At 74.9% G+C, this 17153-nt stretch carries 17 protein-coding genes; 8 read left to right on the forward strand and 9 right to left on the reverse strand.

Annotated features, from left to right (window positions below; translation table 11 throughout):
• Positions 1–237: 237 nt before the first annotated feature.
• Entirely contained in the window at positions 238–939 is a 702-nt protein-coding gene (locus AC07A4_RS05405; RefSeq protein WP_478593290.1) for a response regulator, read from the reverse strand.
• 5 nt (positions 940–944) lie between these two features.
• Positions 945–2075, reverse strand: a complete 1131-nt coding sequence (locus AC07A4_RS05410) for a sensor histidine kinase (protein ID WP_478593292.1) — start codon at positions 2073–2075, stop codon at positions 945–947.
• A gap of 154 nt (positions 2076–2229) precedes the next feature.
• On the opposite strand from AC07A4_RS05410, the gene AC07A4_RS05415 reads away from it, so the two are divergent.
• The 7 genes from AC07A4_RS05415 (at position 2230) to AC07A4_RS05445 (ending at position 9468) form a co-directional block, all read left to right on the forward strand.
• Positions 2230–4059, forward strand: a complete 1830-nt coding sequence (locus AC07A4_RS05415; RefSeq protein WP_478593295.1) for an alpha/beta hydrolase — start codon at positions 2230–2232, stop codon at positions 4057–4059.
• Positions 4060–4094: 35 nt separating this feature from the next.
• Positions 4095–4778, forward strand: a complete 684-nt coding sequence (locus AC07A4_RS05420; RefSeq protein WP_478593297.1) for a ribonuclease H family protein — start codon at positions 4095–4097, stop codon at positions 4776–4778.
• Positions 4779–4826: 48 nt separating this feature from the next.
• On the forward strand, positions 4827–5711 hold the full coding sequence (locus AC07A4_RS05425; RefSeq protein WP_478593300.1) for a LysR family transcriptional regulator: 885 nt from the start codon (positions 4827–4829) through the stop codon (positions 5709–5711).
• A 73-nt stretch (positions 5712–5784) separates the two neighbouring features.
• Positions 5785–6843 (forward strand): tartrate dehydrogenase, encoded by a 1059-nt coding sequence (locus AC07A4_RS05430; protein ID WP_478593302.1) that lies wholly within the window; start codon positions 5785–5787, stop codon positions 6841–6843.
• A 123-nt stretch (positions 6844–6966) separates the two neighbouring features.
• Complete coding sequence (gene dctA, locus AC07A4_RS05435) at positions 6967–8316, forward strand: C4-dicarboxylate transporter DctA (RefSeq protein ID WP_478593305.1); 1350 nt, start codon at positions 6967–6969, stop codon at positions 8314–8316.
• 166 nt (positions 8317–8482) lie between these two features.
• Entirely contained in the window at positions 8483–8722 is a 240-nt protein-coding gene (locus AC07A4_RS05440; RefSeq protein WP_478593308.1) for a hypothetical protein, read from the forward strand.
• The gene (locus AC07A4_RS05445; RefSeq protein WP_478593311.1) at positions 8719–9468 is read left to right on the forward strand and encodes a hypothetical protein; all 750 of its coding nucleotides are present in this window, start codon (positions 8719–8721) and stop codon (positions 9466–9468) included. Before AC07A4_RS05440 ends, AC07A4_RS05445 begins: the two co-directional genes overlap by 4 nt.
• Here AC07A4_RS05445 and AC07A4_RS05450 read toward each other — a convergent pair.
• On the reverse strand, positions 9465–10976 hold the full coding sequence (locus AC07A4_RS05450; protein ID WP_478593313.1) for a hypothetical protein: 1512 nt from the start codon (positions 10974–10976) through the stop codon (positions 9465–9467). The two genes, AC07A4_RS05445 and AC07A4_RS05450, sit on opposite strands and share 4 nt — an antisense overlap.
• 64 nt (positions 10977–11040) lie before the next feature.
• Positions 11041–11760, reverse strand: coding sequence for an SDR family NAD(P)-dependent oxidoreductase (locus tag AC07A4_RS05455; protein ID WP_478593316.1), 720 nt, complete (start codon positions 11758–11760; stop codon positions 11041–11043).
• 131 nt (positions 11761–11891) lie between these two features.
• On the opposite strand from AC07A4_RS05455, the gene AC07A4_RS05460 reads away from it, so the two are divergent.
• On the forward strand, positions 11892–12434 hold the full coding sequence (locus AC07A4_RS05460; protein WP_478594350.1) for a MarR family winged helix-turn-helix transcriptional regulator: 543 nt from the start codon (positions 11892–11894) through the stop codon (positions 12432–12434).
• A 61-nt stretch (positions 12435–12495) separates the two neighbouring features.
• Here the strand turns inward: AC07A4_RS05460 and AC07A4_RS05465 are convergent, their stop codons facing one another.
• The 5 genes from AC07A4_RS05465 to AC07A4_RS05485 form a co-directional block, all read right to left on the reverse strand.
• Entirely contained in the window at positions 12496–14034 is a 1539-nt protein-coding gene (locus AC07A4_RS05465) for a SulP family inorganic anion transporter (RefSeq protein WP_478593318.1), read from the reverse strand.
• A 49-nt stretch (positions 14035–14083) separates the two neighbouring features.
• Entirely contained in the window at positions 14084–14686 is a 603-nt protein-coding gene (locus tag AC07A4_RS05470; protein WP_478593321.1) for a carbonic anhydrase, read from the reverse strand.
• A gap of 63 nt (positions 14687–14749) precedes the next feature.
• Positions 14750–15217, reverse strand: a complete 468-nt coding sequence (locus tag AC07A4_RS05475; protein WP_478593324.1) for a hypothetical protein — start codon at positions 15215–15217, stop codon at positions 14750–14752.
• Between the two features lie 5 nt (positions 15218–15222).
• Positions 15223–16593: an MFS transporter gene (locus AC07A4_RS05480; RefSeq protein WP_478593327.1), complete on the reverse strand. Its 1371-nt coding sequence runs from the start codon at positions 16591–16593 to the stop codon at positions 15223–15225.
• Entirely contained in the window at positions 16590–17120 is a 531-nt protein-coding gene (locus AC07A4_RS05485) for a glycine-rich domain-containing protein (RefSeq protein WP_478593330.1), read from the reverse strand. Before AC07A4_RS05485 ends, AC07A4_RS05480 begins: the two co-directional genes overlap by 4 nt.
• Positions 17121–17153 lie beyond the last annotated feature (33 nt).

The following is a 17153-nucleotide window of genomic DNA, read 5'->3' on the forward strand; positions in this document are numbered from 1 at the left end:
CCGACAGCGTGCAGCCATTTCCATCCTGCCTTGAGGTGAAAGCGCGGCGCGTACGGTGAGTGTTTTCCACTACCCGCGCCCGGCCCCGGCTGACCCTGCCCGGCGACCACGGCCAGATCTCGTCCCCGTGCAATGCGGGCCGTCCCGGTGACATGACAGCGGAACATGACCCGCTATAGGGTGAATTCCCCTTCATTCACTGGCTATTTGACCCAGGGAAAAGGGGCGGCGCTCGCGTCAGTCGCGGCCCATCTGTCCCGATTCCCACGCCCAGGCCGCGATCTCGACGCGATTCCGGACGGCCAGCTTGGCCTGGATGTTGACGAGGTGGGTCTTCACGGTGGCCACCGAGATGAACAGTTCCGCGGCGATCTCCTGATTGGTGCGGCCGCGGGCCACGAGGCGCGCCACGTCCAGCTCCCGGGCGGAAAGATCGTGCGGCGCGGCCCCGGTGGCGGCGGCGCCGCAGCGCGGGCCGTGCCCGTCGGCCATGCGGCGCAGCAGCCGCAGCGTGACGGCGGGCGACACCAGGGCGTCGCCGCGGGCCGCCGCGCGCACCGCCTCCACGAGCAGGCCGGGCCCGGCGTCCTTGAGCAGGAAGCCGACGGCGCCGGAGCGCAGCGCCTCGTCCAGGTAGTCGTCCTGGTCGAAGGTGGTCACCACGACCACGTGCAGCGGGTCCACGGCGTCGGGGCCCGCGAGGATCCGGGTCACCTCCAGGCCGTTGAGCTTCGGCATGCGCACATCGACCAGGCAGACGTCGGGGCGCAGGCGCCGGGCGAGCTCCACGCACGCGGCGCCGTCCGCGGCCTCGCCGACGACCTCGACGCCGGGCTGCGCGGTGAGGATCAGACGGAAGCCGGTGCGCACCATCTCCTGGTCGTCGGCGATCAGGACGCGCAGCGGCGCGCCGCCGCTCTCGGGGCTCATAGCGCTCATCGTGATCAGTGTGGCAGGTGGGCCGCGGGAAGCTCGGCGCGGACCCGCCAGCCGCCGTCGGGGGCGGGGCCCGCGTCGAGGTGCCCGCCGACCGCGGTGACCCGTTCGCGCAGGCCGACGAGGCCGAGCCCGCCGCGCCCGCCCGGCGGCGGCCGCCGCCCCGCGGGCGCGGGCCCGTTGGTGACCTCCACGCGCAGCCGCCCGTGCGCGGCGCTCAGCCGGACGCGGACGTTCCCGGCCCCGGGCGCGTGCCGCCGGACGTTGGTGAGGGCCTCCTGTGCCACGCGGTGCGCGGTCGTCTCGACCTCCGGCGCCAGGGGCAGCGCCCGGGCCTCGGCGGACACGTCGAGGACGGCCGCGGCGCCGCCGCCGTCGCCGTGCGCGGCCACCAGGGCGGCGAGCTCGGTGAGCAGCTCCGCGGGCCGGGTCGTCGCGTCGGGCTCGGCGCGCAGCACGTGCACGAGGCGTCGCATGGAGGCGAGCGTCTCGGTGCCCGCGCGCTCGATGCCCGCCAGGAGCGGGTCGAGCCGCTCGGGCGCGGTCTGGCGGATGGTGCGGGCGGCCTGGGCCTGCACGACGATGCCGGTGACGTGGTGGGCGACGAAGTCGTGCAGGTCACGGGCGAGGGCCAGGCGCTCCGCCTCCTGCACGGCGGTCACGGCCTCGGCCCGGTGGCGGTCCAGGGAGCGCAGATAGCCGCCGAGCGCGAGGGCGCCGCCCGCCGCGAGGGTCAGCAGGAACGCGAAGGTCTCGGCGTCCGAGGGGAAGCCCGCGCGGACCGGCGCGGCCACGATCGCGGCGGCGAGCAGCGGGCACACCGCGTACGCCGCCGGGATGCGGGCCGTCCGCGCGGTCGCCGTGAGCAGCGCGAGCAGGGCCGCCGACTCAAGGACGCCCCAGCTGCCGCCCGCGGTGTCGAACCGCAGCATCACGAGGGTCAGCGCCCCGGACGCGAGGGCCGCGCCCGCCGCGAGGGCCTCTACGGGGACGCGGCGCCGCGCGCACAGCGCCGTAAGGGCCAGCGGCCCGGACACCAGGGGCAGCCGGGACCCGGAGGGCAGGTTCGACGCGAGGTCGCCGAGCCAGAGCAGCAGCGCGGGCGGCAGGGCGAGGAGCGTGATTCGGTGCGGGGCCACACAGCGAATGTACGGACCGGGTCGTATTCGGGGGCTCAACCGAAAGCCGGACCGCGCCGCGCCCGATCCATCGAATGGTGGAGGCGGGGACCGGCACCGGAAAGCGAACGTGGCAGGAACAGCAATTCCCGGACTTCCGAAGAGAGCGACGCCCATGCCCCGAATTCCGCGCACATCGGCCTGTGTCCTCGGTGTGGCCGCGCTCGCCGTTTCCCTGACGGCGTGCGGCGGCTCGTACAACCCCTTCGACGACCATCAGGAGAAGTCCTCGTACGCGACGGGAGCCGAGGCGAAGAAGGACCGGAAGTCCGTGCCGCGGTGGCTGCCGGACGACGCCAGGGACATCTCGTACGCGATGTCGACGACGGGCGCGGACCGCATCGTGAAATTCACGACGCCGAACGGGAGGTTCCCCGCTGCCTGCGTTCCCGGAAAGCCACAGGGAAAGCCGCGGCTGAAGGCCGACTGGTTCCCGTCCGGCGTGGCCGCGAAGGCCGGGACGAACTGCGGGACCTGGTCGGGGGCGCGCGTCGGCGGCGCCCTGTACGCCTGGCAGGACAAGGACGCGGCCAGCGGGGCGCGGGGCGTGGCCGCGGCGCGGATTCCCGCCCAGCGCGTGACGTGGAAGCCGTGCCCGGCCGAGGAGGGCGTGCCCAAGGGCGCCGGGTGCGGCAGCGTGCGCGTGCCCGTCGACTGGGACGAGCCCGACGGCAAGAAGATCGACATCGCCGTCGCCCGGCGCGCGGCCACCGAGCCCGGGCGGCGCGTGGGCACCCTCGTCTTCCTGCCCGGCGGCCCCGGCAACTCCGGCGTCGACACGGTGCGCGGCACCAAGGAGTGGGGCGGCCTCGAGCGCCGCTTCGACATCGTCAGCCTGGACCCGCGCGGGGTCGGCGCCAGCAGCCCGGTGCGCTGCCCCGCCACGCCGTACGTGGACCTGATGCTCGACAAGGAGCCCGCCGCCACGGCGGCGGAGTTCACGCGCCTGCGCGACCGCGCGCGCACCTTCGCCGGGGACTGCGCCCGCGCCTCAGGACCCGTCGTCCGCACCACCGACGCGACCAGCGTCAGCAACGACATCGAGACCCTGCGCACCGCGCTCGGCGAGGACCGCGTCTCGCTGTACGGGCACTCCTACGGCACGGTCCACGGCCAGCGGTACGCGCAGATGTACGGCGAGCGGGTGCGGGCCGCCGTGCTCGACGGCGTGATGGACACGTCGGTGGGCCGCCGCGCCTTCGGCGCCACCAGCGCCCGCGCCCTGGAGCGGGCGTACGGCCAGTTCGCCCGGTGGTGCGACGGGAACTCCGCGTGCGCGCTCGGCGAGAAGGACCCGCGCGCGGTGTACGAGCGCGTGGCCAAGAAGGCCGCCGACGGCCGCCTGCGCAACGACGGCCAGAAGATCTCGCTCGGCGCCCTCAACGGCACCCTCGACCAGATGCTCCTCACCCCGTCGTGGCCGGTGGTCGGCGAGTACCTCCAGGCCCTGGACAGCGGTGCGCCCTGGCGGGAGGACGCCGCGGAGGAGCGGCCCGCCGAGAAGCTGCTGCCCGTCGCCGACCAGACGGTCTGCCGCGATCTGAACCTGCGCGCCCCGAACGCCCGCGCCTACCTCGCCGACCGCGCGGCGGAGCGCGCGGCGGCGCCCGCCTTCGGCTTCTCGCCCAACGCGCTCGGCTACGCCCACCTGTGCCTGGGCCTGCCCGAGCCCACCGCGCCCGCCGCCCCGCACGAGACGCGCGTGAAGACCCCGCTGCTCCTGATCAACGCCCGCCACGACAACGCCACGCCCGTCGACTGGGCCCGCTCCGTCGCGCGGCGGCTCGGGGACCGGGCCGCGCTCGTGGAGATCGACGGCTGGGGCCACGGCGCGAAGGTCTTCAACGGCGGCGCCGAGCGGAAGACGATCACCGACTACCTCACGGGCCTGCGCGTGCCCGCGCCCCACACCGTGATCAAGGGCAGCACGCCCCCCGGGGCCTGACCGGCCGCACCCCCGCGGCCTGGCATGATCAGAGCATGACGAAACAGCTGATCGCGGCATGTGACGGGGCGTCCAAGGGTAATCCGGGCCCGGCGGCCTGGGCCTGGGTCGTGGCCGACGCCGACGGCACCCCCGTCCAGTGGGAGGCGGGCCCGCTCGGCGAGGCGACCAACAACGTCGCCGAGCTGACCGCGCTGTCCCGCCTCCTGGACGCCGTGCCCGCCGACGTGCCGATCGAGGTGCGCATGGACTCGCAGTACGCGATGAAGGCGGTCACCGTCTGGCTGCCCGGCTGGAAGAAGAAGGGCTGGAAGACCGCGAGCGGCAAGCCGGTGGCCAACCAGGACCTCGTCGAGCGCATCGACACCCAACTGGCGGGCCGCAGCGTGGACTTCGTCCACGTGCCCGCGCACCAGGTCGACGGTGACCCGCTGAACGCGATCGCGGACCACGCCGCGAGCGAGGCCGCGCTGACCCAGCGCCCGGACGGCACGGCGCACGGCGCGAGCACGGTCCCCGAGGTACCCGCCGTCGCCCCGGGCGCCGGGCGCGGCGCCCCCAAGGCCCGGCCCGCCACCGCGCGGCGCGCCCGCTCCGGGGCCCGCACCATCGCCGCGAAGTTCAAGGGGACCTGCGGCTGCGGCCGCGCCTACGCGGCGGGCGAGAAGATCGCCAAGGGCACGCGCGGCTGGGGCCACCCCGAATGCGCCTCCGCGTGAGGGCCGCGCGCCGGTGAGCCGCGCGGACGGCGGACGGCGGGAGAGCTGATGGACGTCCGGCAGCTGCGGTACTTCCTCGCGATCGTCGACCAGGGTGGCTTCCACCGGGCCGCCGCGGCGCTCTACGTCTCCCAGCCGTCGCTCTCCCAGACCGTGCGGGCCCTGGAGCGCGACCTGGGCACCGAGCTGTTCCACCGGATCGGGCGGCGCGCGCTGCTCACCGAGGCGGGCCGGGCGCTGATCGAACCGGCCCGCGCGGCCGTGCGCAGCCTGGAGACCGCGCGGGCGAGCGTGGACGCCGTGCACGCGCTGCGCGAGGGGCGCCTCGACGTGGCGTCGATGCCCTCGCAGGCCGTCGAACCGCTCACCTCGCTCATCCGGACCTTCAGCGCCCGCCACCCGGGCGTGACCGTGGCCGTCAAAGCCGTCTTCACCTCCCAGGACGTGACCGACGCGGTGCGCACGGGAGCCGTGGAGCTCGGGCTGCTCGCCACGGCCGGTCCGGTGGCGGACAGCGAGGTCCACGCGCGCACGCTGGGGCGCCAGCGCTTCGTCCTCGTGGTCCCGCCCGAGGGGCCGTTCGCGGGGCGGACCTCGGTCGGGTGCGAGGAGCTCGCGGGGCGGCGCCTGATCGTGGGGCAGCCCGGTACGGGCATGCGCGCCTACGTCGACGCGCTGCGCGAGCGGGGCGTCGACTTCGCGGTGGCGGCCGAGACGGAGCACCGCGTTGCGCTGCTTCCGCTGGTGCGCGCCGGGGTCGGCCTCGCGGTCGTCACGGAGTCCTGGCGGGACTTCGCCCGGCAGGCCGGGGCGCGGGTCCTCGACATCGAACCGGAGACGGCGCTGACCGTCGCCCTGGTCGCCCGCCGGGGCCTCCTGTCCCCCGCCGCCACCGCGTTCCTCGACCTCGCCGCGCCCGCCGCCGACGCCTGATAGGCCGCACTTATCAGGCAGATCCGGTCTGCGTCTTGGACGCCCGCACGGCCCCGTTGCTGCAATCGACGGCATGACCCACCACCGTGTCGCCCTGATCCCCGGCGACGGCATCGGCGCCGAAGTGCTGCCCCCCGCCCGGCAGGTCCTCGACGTGCTCGGCCGCCGCCACGGCTTCACCCTGTCCTACACCTCGTACGACGACTGGTCGTGCGCGCGGTATCTGCGCGAGGGCGCGATGATGCCCGAGGACGGCCTCGACCGGCTCCGCGACAAGGACGCCATCCTGCTCGGCGCGGTGGGCTGGCCCGGGGTGCCCGACCACGTGTCGCTGTGGGGGCTGCTGATCCCGATCCGGCGCGGCTTTCGCCAATACGTCAACCTCAGGCCGATCCGCGTCTTCGAGGGCGTCGAGAGCCCGGTGCGCGGCGCCCGGCACGGGGACGTGGACTTCGTCGTCGTCCGCGAGAACGTCGAGGGCGAGTACAGCGAGGTCGGCGGCCGTCTCCACCGCGGCTTCCCGGAGGAACTCGCGGTGCAGGAGGCCGTGTTCACCCGGGCGGGCGTCAGCCGCGTGCTGGACTACGCCTTCACGCTGGCGTCCCGGCGCGGCGGCCGTCTGACGTCGGCCACGAAGTCCAACGGCATCGTGCACACCATGCCCTTCTGGGACGAGCTCGTCGCCGAGCACGGCGGCCGCTTCCCGGGCGTCCGCTGGGACCAGGAGCACATCGACGCCCTCGCGGCGAAGTTCGTCCTGGACCCTGCCCGGTTCGACGTCGTCGTCGCCTCCAACCTGTTCGGCGACATCCTCAGCGACCTGGCGGCCGCGGTCGCCGGGTCCATCGGCATCGCCCCCGCGGCCAACCTCAACCCCGAGCGGGATTTCCCCTCGATGTTCGAGCCGGTGCACGGCTCCGCCCCCGACATCGCGGGCAGGGGCGTGGCCAACCCGCTGGGCGCGATCTGGTCGGCGGCCCTGATGCTCGACCACCTGGGCCACCCGGCGGCGGCCCGGGACATCACCGACGCCATCGCCGCCGTCCTCGCCAAGAGCGACGTCCGCACCCCGGACCTGGGCGGCTCGGCCACGACCGCCGAGTTCACCGACCAGCTCCTCGGCGTTCTCTGACGGCTTCTGACGGCTTCTGACGACTTCTGAGGGCGCTGAGAGCCGCTGACGGCCCCTGACGCCCCTGACGTCCGCTCCCGCGACCCCCGCTCACCCGCGCCCGCGCCCTCGAGGAGTCCCGCCATGGCAGCACCCGTGTCACCCGCACCGGCGGCCAAGCGGCCCTGGTACCGGCAGCTGTACTTCTGGGTCCTCACCGCGATCGTCGGCGGCGTCCTCACCGGCTGGCTGTGGCCCGCCTTCGGCAGCGGCATGGAGCCGGTGGGCACCACCTTCGTGTCCGCCATCAAGATGCTCATCGGCCCCATCGTCTTCCTGACCATCGTGGCGGGCATCGGCGGCGTCGACAGCCTCGGCCGGGTCGGCCGCGTCGGGTGGAAGTCCCTGCTGTACTTCCAGGCCGGTACGCTCGCCGCGCTCCTGGTGGGCCTCGTCGCCGTCAACGTCTTCCAGCCCGGCGCCGGTGTCCACGCCGACCCCGGCGACCTGCGCCTCGAAGGAGACGCGGGCGACTACGTGAAGGACGGGCAGGACCAGGACTGGTGGCACTTCCTCACCGACGTCGTCCCGAGCAGCGCCGTCGGCGCCTTCGCCGAGGGCGACATCCTCCAGGTCATCTTCGTCTCCGTCCTGTTCGGCGTCGCGCTCAAGGCCGTCGGCCCCGTCGGCGAGCCGCTCGTCGACGGCGTCCAGCGCCTGAGCGCCGTCGTCTTCAAGGTCCTGCACTATGTCATGCTGGCCGCCCCCGTCGGAGCCTTCGGCGCCATGGCCTACACCGTCGGCGAGTACGGCGTCTCCACCCTCACCAGCCTCGGCGAGCTCATCGGCCTGTTCTACGGGGCGTCCGCGTTCTTCGTGGTCGTCGTCCTCGGCGGGGTCACGGCCGCCCTGCGGATCAACATCTTCCGGCTGCTGCGCCATCTGCGCGAGGAGTTCGTCCTCGTCCTTGGCACCTCGTCCTCCGAGAGCGCCCTGCCCCGCCTGATGCAGAAGCTCCAAGGGCTCGGCATCCGGCGGGACATCGTGGGCCTGACCGTCCCCACCGGCTACTCCTTCAACCTCGACGGCAGCTCCCTGTACCTGTCGCTCGCCGCCGTCTACATCGCGCAGGCCACGGACACGCCGCTGAGCCTCGGCCAGCAACTCGGCCTGCTCGCCGTCATGATCCTCACGTCGAAGGGCTCCGGCGGCATCACCGGCGCCGGTTTCATCGCCCTCGCCGCCACGCTCTCCACGGTCGGCACCGTGCCCGCCGCGGGCATCATGCTCGTCTTCGGCGTCGACAAGTTCATGTCCGAGTGCCGGGCCCTGACCAACCTCGCGGGCAACAGCGTGGCCACGCTCGTCGTCGCCCGCTGGGAGGGCGACCTCGACGTGGCCCGGGTCAACGCGGCCCTGCGCGCGGGCGCGCGCCCGCCCGAGGACGCGCCCGAGGACGCCGAAACGCCCGCCGAACTGCCCACCAAGGCCTGACGCGTAGTCCGGCCACGGCCGCGCGCGGGGGCCGTGCCCGGCCGTCTGGCGTAGCCGGACCGCCACGCCCTCCGGCACCGGCGCTCGCGCACCTACCCTGGCTTCCCGGCGCACCGGCACTCGCGCGGTGCACGCCGGGCGAGGGGGCGCGATGGGGGGCAGGGGCATGGCGGTCGGAGCCATCGTGGCCGCGGTGATCGGCGCGGTCGGGGTGATCGTGGCGGCACTGATCACGGTGGGCGGCGAGAGCGGCGGGCCTGGATCGGGGCCGGGGTCCATCAACCAGACCAACCGGGAGGGCGACAACCACGCGTGCGTCGGCGACCACAACGTCTGCGGCGACCGGGCCACCACGACCGTGCCCGCGTCCCGGCCTTCGTCACCGCGGGGGAGCTCCGGCGAATGAGGCGCTCCCTCCGGCGCGCCGTTCCCCCGGTCGCGCTGCTGTGCCTGCTCGTCCCGGCGGCCGCCTGCGGCAGCGACGGCTCCTCGCAGGGCCAGAGCAACGACAAGGGCGACAACTTCGCCTGCATGGGCCAGAACAACCAGTGCGTCAACGGCCCGCTCATCGTGCCGTCACCGCCGGGCACGCCGTCCTCGTCGGCGGCCTCGCCGTCGGCGTCACCGTCGTCCGCGACGCCCACGCCGAAGGAGCCCTCCCCGACCCGCACCCCCTCACCGACTCCCCCGAAGGACGACGACGGGGACGCCGGTCCTGACGACTCCGGCGCCACCGCGCGCCTCGACGGCGCGCCCCGGGCGGTGCTGCGCGGCCCCGGCGTCGACTCCCTGCGCGTCGCGCTGGTCGACGTGCATGCCCCGCAGCCGCGCTGGCACACCCTCGGCATCGGCGCCCGGCACCTGCGCGCCGCCGGGGTCGGCGGGGTCCTGTTCCGCCTTCGCCTGTCCGTCCCGGCCTCGGTGACCGTCGACACCTCACGGGCGCCCGCCGACGTGGAGTACGCCTTTTTCAACGGCGACGGCTGGTACCTCGGCACCCAGTCGGCCGCGAGCTGCGCGACGCTGTGCCCCTCGCTGACCCAGAACCTCATCGCCGCGCCCCAGTACCAGCACCTCCTGGTGACGGACCCCGGACGCAGCGCGGGCTGGCTCCAGGGACAGCGCTACATGTACACGGACGTGACCGGTTAGGGCCCTTCCGCCAGGCGGCCCGCCGCGCAGATGAGGCGTGCGAGGTCCTCGTGGAAGACGTCGTGGTGCGCGCCCCGCGGCGGTCCGCCCTCGCGGACGCGCTGTGAGACGTCGACGCCGACGTACCCGGAGGAGGGCAGCGCGCCCTCCTCCAGCGCCTCGGCGAGCGTGAGGGTGGCGCAGCCGTCCAGGCCCTGGATCCCGTCGTGGCCGAGCGCGCCCCACAGCCGTCCCGCGCCCGTGAGCAGGGCCCCGTCGCCGATCCTGCGGGTGGCGAGGGGGAAGAACACGCCGAGTTCCAGGTCGTGGCGCGAGTAGGAGCACACCACGGGCCCCGCCACGCGCGCGCTCAGCCCGGCAAGGGCTCCCCCGCCGCTCAGCTGCGGCAGGTGCTCGGCGAACACGAAGTGCGAGAGGGCCGCCTGGAACAGGCACAACGAGGCGGCGCCGGGTCCCTTGGGGCCGAGCCCGCGGGCGGCGAAGGCCACCAGGCGCGCGCCCGTGCCGTGCCCCACGAGGTGGACGCGCGTCTCGGGCGACTCCTCGCCCAGGTCCCGCAGGAGCGGTGCGAGGCCGCGCTCGCCGATGAGCCCGGCGTGCCTCCTCGTCGCGTACGACACGACCTGGCACAGGAGTTGGCGCGCGCCGTCCCACACCCGGCCGGGCGTGGGCGCGGCCTCCTCGGCCCGCCAGGGGCGTTCGCTCGGCGCGAGCGACTCGGGCCGGGTCAGGCGCGCGGTGGGGTCGTCGGCGGCGCGCGGCCCGACCGGGTCGGACTCGCTGAGCGTGCCGTGGTGGGACGCCGAGGGCGCCGGGGTGTCCGTGGGCGCCTCGTCGTGCCGGTCCGCGCCATGCTCCCTTCGTGCCAGGTCCAGGGCCTCGGCGAAGCCCTGGCACACCTGGGCGGTGCTGTCGATGAGCATGGCGGGGTCGGTCTGGGGCAGCGCGTCGGCACCGAGGTCGGCGGCGTAGGCGTGCAGGGGCGCGTGCAGGGGCTGTTCGGCGAGGCGGCGAAGGGCGATGCCCAGGTCGTCGAGGGCGCCGTCCCGTCCGGGCCGCTCCCGCAGGAGGTCGCGTACGCGGGTGAGGGCGTCCTCGCTGTCCGGGAACACGCGGCGCAGCGCGTCGAGTTCGGCGTCGGTGACCCCCGGCGGCCGCTCTCCGCCGGTCCCCTCCCCTGCCGCCTCCGTGGATGCTCCGTCTTCCGCGTCCAGGCACAGGCTTGCCGCGTCCAGGCACAGGCTCGGCCAGCGCACGCCCATCACCCCGACGCCGTCCGTGTGGCCGACGCTCTCGATCAGGGCGCGGCAGCGCGCGTCGACCTGGTCGGCCCGGTGCGCGTTGTCTTGCGCGCAGTGCGCGAGGACGATCAGATGCCGCAGTCCGGCCGCGCGGACGTCGCGGGCCATCTGGTCGCGCCGCCGCTCGTCCAGGGCGTCGCCGTAGGCGTCGAAGGCGACCCGCCACCACGGCAGCGCTCCCTCGGTCCGGTCCGGTGTGTCCCGCATGTGTCTCCCCCTGCCAGGTCGGGGGCGCGAGTGCCCCCGCCGGGGCGGTCCACACACCAGTGCCTCAACGCGTGCTGTGCGCGCCCCCGTTGACGTGCAGGACCTGCCCGGTGATGTGCCGGGCCGCGGGCGAGGCGAGGAAGGCGACGGCGGCGGCGACGTCGTCGGGCAGGCCCGTGCGGCCCGTGGCGGTGGCGGCCACGAGCTGGCCGCGCCGCTCGCCGGTGAGCTGGTCCCGGAAGAACTCGGTGTCGGCGATGTACCCCGGCGCGACCACGTTCGCCGTGATGCCGCGCGCCCCGAGGTCGCGGGCCAGGCCGATGTTCCAGGTGGCGAGCCCGGCCTTGGCCGCGCCGTAGGAACCGGCGCCCTGGTCGGCGGCGATGGAGCCGATGTGCACGACGGCGCCGCCCTCGGCGATGCGCTCCTCCAGGGCCTTGGTGGTGAGGGCGGCGGAGACCAGGTTGGCGTCGAGGTTGGCGCGGAAGTCCCGGGCGTAGGAGGCGAGGTCCGTCTTGCCGTCGGCGTCGAAGACGACGTTCCCGCCCGCGTTGTTGACCAGGACGTCGACGGACCCGGTCAGCTCGTCGAGCAGCCGGGTCAGCCGGTCGGGTGCGGTGTGGTCGCAGACGAGGGCGCGGGCGCCGATGGCGTCGGCCGCCTCCTTGAGCGGCCCGGGGCGGCGCCCTGTGACCGTGACGCGGTCGCCCTGGCGCGCGAAGTGCCGCGCCACGGCCTTGCCGATGCCCGTACCGCCGCCGGTGACCAGGATGTCGCGTGCCATATGCTGAGCTCCGATCCAGTTCGTATAGGCCTAAATTTAGAGCTAAACGTAGCACGCGGGAGGCACCTGTGACAGGAGATCCACCACCGGAGCGCGGCACCGGCCGCCCCGGGGCCGACGCCACGCACGCGGTGAACGCCGCCGCGCACCGCTCCGTCGCCGAGTCCATCGCCGACGCCTGGCAGCGCGAGCGCCCCGGCACCCCCGTCTCCTCGATCGGCATCGTCACCCCGCTGTGGCAGCTGGCGAAGCTCTTCGGCGACGACCGGCGCCGGGTCCTGGCCCGCGCGGGCGTGGACGCCGCCACCCTGGACCTGCTCAGCGTGCTGCGCCGCGGCGGCCCTCCGTACACCCTCACCACCCGTGAGATCGGGCAGCGCTGCCTGGTGACGGCGGGCGCCGTCTCGCAGCGCGTCGCCCGTGCCGAACGCGAGGGCCTGGTCACTCGCGCGTCCGCCCCTGACCGCTCCCGCACGGTCCTGGTGACCCTCACCCCGGCCGGGCACGACCTCGTCGAGGCGACGGTCGATCAGGTCCTGTACCGCGAGGCCGAGTTGATCGGATCGCTCACCCCCGAGCAGCGGGAGCAGCTGGCGGGGCTGCTGCGGGTGCTGCTCGAGGACGTCCAGGGCCGCCTCGGCGACCAGGGCGTCACACAGGTGGGGCAGCTCTGACCCCGCGCACACGGGTGCGGCCCGGACGGGGACACCCCACGTCCGGGCCGCGCACGCGCTGTCAGAGCCGCGCTCCTGCGGTCTCCTTCCGCTCGGCGGCTGGCGTGTCGCCGTCCGCGGGCGGCGCCGCGTCGTCGGCCGCGGTCACCTTCGTCCCGTGCCGTTCGGCCCAGGTGCTCAGGGCCATGCCGCACGCGTGGTCGAGATGGCGCAGGCCCGTCAGGTCCAGTTCCGTACGGCGGTCGTGCGGCAGGGCCTCCAGCTGGTCCAGGAGCTTGGGCAGCCGAAGGAAGGTGGCGTTGCCGACCACGCGTACGCGTACGGTGCCGGTGCCTTCCACTCCTTCGACCTCCAGGTGGACGTGGGAGGTGTCCCAGGCCGTCTTGACGATCGCGAGCGCCATGCCGATGAGGACGCCCTCGAACATGTTGGTGGCCACGATCGCCAGCGCGGTGGCGGCGAGGACGAGCGCCTCGCCCCGGTGTTCGCGCCACAGCGGCACGAACGCCTTGACGGGGATCAGCTTCCAGCCCGCGTGCACCAGGACCCCGGCGAGCGCGGCCACCGGTATGACGCCGAGCGCCGCCGGGAACGCCGCGGCGAACGCGAGCAGCCACACGCCGTGCAGCACCCGGGACGCCTTGGTCTTCGCGCCCGCCTGCACGTTGGCGGCGCTGCGCACGATCACCGCGGTCATGGGCAGCGCGCCGAGCGCCCCGCAGACCGCGTTGCCCGCGCCCTGCGCCATCAGCTCCTTGTCGTAGTCGGTGCGCGGCCCATCGTGCATCCGGTCCACGGCGGCGGCGCTGAACAGCGACTCGGCGGACGCGATCAGCGTGAAGGCGAGGACGGTGCCGACGGCGCCCGCGAGGGCGCCGCCCGCCACCAGGGCGGAGAAGGCGTCGCCGCCGGGCGGCTGGACGGCGTCGAGCAGCCCGTGCACCTCGACCTTCGCCACCGGCAGGTCGAAGGCGAAGACCGCGAGCGTGCCCAGGGCGACCGCCGCGAGCGGGGCGGGCAGCGCCCGGGCCCCCCGCCGCCACCGCGGCCACAGCACCAGGACGGCGATGGTGCCGGCACCGACGGCGAAGGCGGCGAGCGCGTCGCCCGAACGCGCCGTGTCCGCGACGAGCCGCGGCAGCTCGCCCAGTTTGGCGAGACCCGAGGCAGGCGCCTCGGCGTCGACGAGCGTGTACAGCTGACCGGCGATGAGGACCAGGCCGATGCCCGCGAGCATGCCCTGGACCACCGCCACGGAGATCGCCCGGAACCAGCGGCCCAGCTTGAGGGCGCCCATGGCCAGCTGGAGGAGCCCGGAGATCAGGACGAGCGCGCCGAGCGCCTTGAGGCCGTACTCCTGCACGGCCTCGTAGACCAGGACGGTGAGACCGGCGGCCGGGCCGCTGACCTGGAGGCTGCTGCCGGGCAGCAGTCCGGTGAGCAACCCGCCGACGATGCCGGTGACCAGACCGAGCTCGGCCGGTACACCGGAGGCGACGGCCACCCCCACGCACAGGGGGACGGCGACGAGGAAGACCACGATCGACGCGGTGAAGTCCGCGCGCAGTGTGGAGAGTTCACGCACTGAGGGTTTTTTCATGGTCGGTTCGTCTGCTTTCACAGAGGGAGGAGCGTGCACGGAGGGGCGTTCACAGGGGCAGGAACAGGTCGGTCTCCGGGTGGTGCGCCGCGACCAGGCCGGTGTGGACCTCGTAGTACCAGCCGTGCAGGCGCACATCCCCGGAGTCGACGCGGTCGCGGACACAGGGGTAGCCGCGCAGCCGCTCCAGCTGTTCGCGCACATGGCGCTGCACGGCGCCCGCGACCGCGGGACCGTCGTCGGCGGGCAGTTCGCTGGAGAGCTGGCGGTCCAGCCAGTCCCGGACGGCGGGCACGCCGGCGAGGTCCTCGCCGCGGGCCTTCGCGCCGACGGCTCCGCAGTGCGAGTGGCCGCAGACCACGATGTCGGCGACGCCGAGCACGCACAGGGCGTACTCGATGGTGGCGGCCTCGGCCCCGGCGGGGCCCTCGCTCGTGTACGGCGGCACGGCGTTGCCCGCGGTGCGCAGTTCGAAGAGGTCGCCGGGGCGCGCGCCGGTGATCAGGGAGGGGACGACCCGGGAGTCGGAGCAGGTGATGAACAGGGCGAGCGGCGACTGTCCGGCGGCGAGCCGCCCGAACGTCTCCCGCTCCTCCTGCCGTTCGGCGATGCGGGCGTTGAGGCCGCGGGCATGCGTGATGAAGGTCTCCATGGTGAAGACGCCTCCTGTGGTGTCGGTGTGGGGTGAACTGCGCGGGTGGGGCTCCGCCGCTTCTCAGGAGCGCGCCACGCAGTGCAGGACGAGCAGTTCGGCACCCGGTCTGACGGGTTCGCCCGCGGCCTCGCGCGGACCGGCCGGTCGGCGTGAGGCCGCCGGTTCGGGCAGCGGAGCCGACACGGAGCACGGCCGGGTCAGGGCGCGGCCGCCTGCCGCGGTGGCGTGTGCGCGGGCGCGGAGCGCGTGGTGCGGCGGTTCGGGGGCCTTGCCGTCCCCGGCCGTGCGCTCTTCCGCCTCCACGAGGTGGGGTTCGGGCACGGCGAGGGACGGCGGGGCGGACGTGCCCGGCGCCGCGGCGGCGGCCGGAGCCGCGCCGCACACCAGGGTGAGCAGCACGATCAGGACGGTCAGGGCCCGGTGGCGGACGCGGGCGGACAGGCGCGGCCGGGTGCGGCGCGCCGTCGGCGGCGGGCCCGGCCACGGGTACGCGTACGGGTACGGGCGGTCGGCGGTGGGGGGATTCATGGGTCTCAGCGCGCTTCTGGTGCGGGGTGGTTCGGCGGGCGGGTCGGGGGGCGGCGGGCCACGAGGACCACGGGCAGGACGGCGAGGGCGAGGACTCCCCCGCCCGCCGCGAGGACGGGGAACCCGCCGGAGGCGGTGACCACGCCGGACGCCATGCCGCCGGTGGCACCGGCGACGGCGATCCCGACGTCGACCAGGCCCTGCGTCGCGGCGCGGGTCCGCGCCGGCACGGCGGCGGTGACCAGGGCCGTGCCGCTGAGCAGCCCGAGGTTCCAGCCGACGCCGAGCAGGACGAGGGCGGCGGCGAGGGCGGGCACAGAGTGCGGGGGCGCGGCGGCGGCGAGGACTCCGGCCGCGAGGAGGACGACTCCGGAGGCCGCTGCGACGGGGTGCGGCCCCAGCCGGTCGACGAGGTGCCCGGACAGCGGCGAGGGCAGGAACATGGCGCCCACGTGCAGGGCGATGACGAGTCCGGCGAGCTGCGTGTCGTGGCCGTGGGCCCGCATGTGGACCGGCGTCATGGTCATCACGGCGATCATCACGAGCTGGGTGAGGACCATGACGGTGGTGCCGGTGACCAGGCCCCGCCCGTCGGTGGCCGGGGGGACCTCGGCGGCCGGGCGGGCGTCGGCGGCGGGGCACTCCCGCGCGTCGGCCGGGCCGCCGCCCGGCTCGGCGGCCGCCCGGGCGCGGGCCAGGAGCAGCGGGTCCGGGCGCAGCAGGCAGCCGAGGACCGCGGCGGCCGCGGCGAAGGCCGCGGCGGCGAGCAGGAACGGGCCGCTGAGCCGGGGCAGGCCCCAGGCGTGCGCCACCGATCCGGACAGGGTCACCAGGTTCGGACCGGCGACGGCTCCGAGGGTGGTGGCGAGCAGGACGGTGCTGATGGCGCGGCCGCGGCGCCCAGGGGCCGCGAGGTCGGCGCCCGCGTACCGGGCGAGGAGGTTGGTCGAGGTGCCCGCGCCGTAGACGACGAGGGCGGCGAAGAGCAGCGGGGCGCTGTCCGCGGCGGCGGCACCGACGACGCCGACGCTGCCGAGCGCGCCCACGGCGTAGCCGGTGGTGAGCCCGGGGCGGCGGCCCCAGCGCTGGCAGAGGCGGCCGACGGTGACCGCGCCGAGCGCGGCACCGCCGGTGAACAGGGCGGCGGGCAGCCCCGCCAGGGTCGTCGAGCCGAGCATCTCCTCGGCGAGCAGGGCGCCCACGGTGATGCCCGCGGCGAGCCCGGCTCCGCTGAGCACCTGGGACAGGACCAGGACGGCCAGGACGCGGCGCTGTTCGGGCGGGTCGGCGCTGACCCGCGCGGCGGGGCCGCCTTTGAGGGGGGATGCGGTGGGGTGCGGCCCGGGGGCCGTGTCGTGGTGTGCGCGCCCGTTCAACTGCCGCCCGCTCCTTGGGGAATGGCCGCCGGGGGCAGCGTGCTGATCTCCCGCAGTGACATGTCGAGCTGCTCGTGCAGGAAGCGCACGATCGTCCAGTGCGGCAGGGCGCCGTCGTCGAAGGGCCCGAACTCCCGCACGTACAGGGGGATCCAGCGCAGCGCCTCGTCGATGGCCTGTTCCCGGCCGGGCTCGCGCTGGTAGTCCTCGTAGGCGATGCTGCGGTGCTCGACGAAGAACCCGCCGGGCAGGCGCTGTTCGCACAGGGCGCGGTACTCGCGGGTCTGGAGGATCAGGTAGTGCCAGATCTCGTCGATCTCCTGCTCGACGGGCAGGAAGAGGCCGCTGAGCCGCTCGGGGTGGCGGGAGACGAGGTAGAGGTAGCGCAGACACTCGGTGACCTGGCGCTCGACGTACTCCCGCGGCGCGCCGGTGGCCGCCGTGAAGTGGGCCACCACCTCCGCGTGCAGGGCGTCGCCGAGGAGGGACGTGAGGTCGTCGGCGGACACGGTCGGCTGCGGGGTCATGGTGCTCCCTGGAAGGCGTGGGCGAGGGGGGGT

Source organism: Streptomyces sp. NPDC043996, assembly GCF_056435225.1.

Bases quoted from the DNA above. Each gene is read 5' to 3' on its own strand.
- AC07A4_RS05425 (WP_478593300.1), top strand. From the start codon at position 4,827: ATGGACGTCCGGCAGCTGCGGTACTTCCTCGCGATCGTCGACCAGGGT.
- AC07A4_RS05430 (WP_478593302.1), top strand. From the start codon at position 5,785: ATGACCCACCACCGTGTCGCCCTGATCCCCGGCGACGGCATCGGCGCC.
- AC07A4_RS05455 (WP_478593316.1), bottom strand. From the start codon at position 11,760: ATGGCACGCGACATCCTGGTCACCGGCGGCGGTACGGGCATCGGCAAG.
- AC07A4_RS05445 (WP_478593311.1), top strand. From the start codon at position 8,719: ATGAGGCGCTCCCTCCGGCGCGCCGTTCCCCCGGTCGCGCTGCTGTGC.
- AC07A4_RS05440 (WP_478593308.1), top strand. From the start codon at position 8,483: ATGGCGGTCGGAGCCATCGTGGCCGCGGTGATCGGCGCGGTCGGGGTG.
- AC07A4_RS05450 (WP_478593313.1), bottom strand. From the start codon at position 10,976: ATGCGGGACACACCGGACCGGACCGAGGGAGCGCTGCCGTGGTGGCGG.
- AC07A4_RS05420 (WP_478593297.1), top strand. From the start codon at position 4,095: ATGACGAAACAGCTGATCGCGGCATGTGACGGGGCGTCCAAGGGTAAT.
- AC07A4_RS05470 (WP_478593321.1), bottom strand. From the start codon at position 14,686: ATGGAGACCTTCATCACGCATGCCCGCGGCCTCAACGCCCGCATCGCC.
- AC07A4_RS05415 (WP_478593295.1), top strand. From the start codon at position 2,230: ATGCCCCGAATTCCGCGCACATCGGCCTGTGTCCTCGGTGTGGCCGCG.
- dctA (WP_478593305.1), top strand. From the start codon at position 6,967: ATGGCAGCACCCGTGTCACCCGCACCGGCGGCCAAGCGGCCCTGGTAC.
- AC07A4_RS05465 (WP_478593318.1), bottom strand. From the start codon at position 14,034: ATGAAAAAACCCTCAGTGCGTGAACTCTCCACACTGCGCGCGGACTTC.
- AC07A4_RS05405 (WP_478593290.1), bottom strand. From the start codon at position 939: ATGAGCGCTATGAGCCCCGAGAGCGGCGGCGCGCCGCTGCGCGTCCTG.
- AC07A4_RS05475 (WP_478593324.1), bottom strand. From the start codon at position 15,217: ATGAATCCCCCCACCGCCGACCGCCCGTACCCGTACGCGTACCCGTGG.
- AC07A4_RS05485 (WP_478593330.1), bottom strand. From the start codon at position 17,120: ATGACCCCGCAGCCGACCGTGTCCGCCGACGACCTCACGTCCCTCCTC.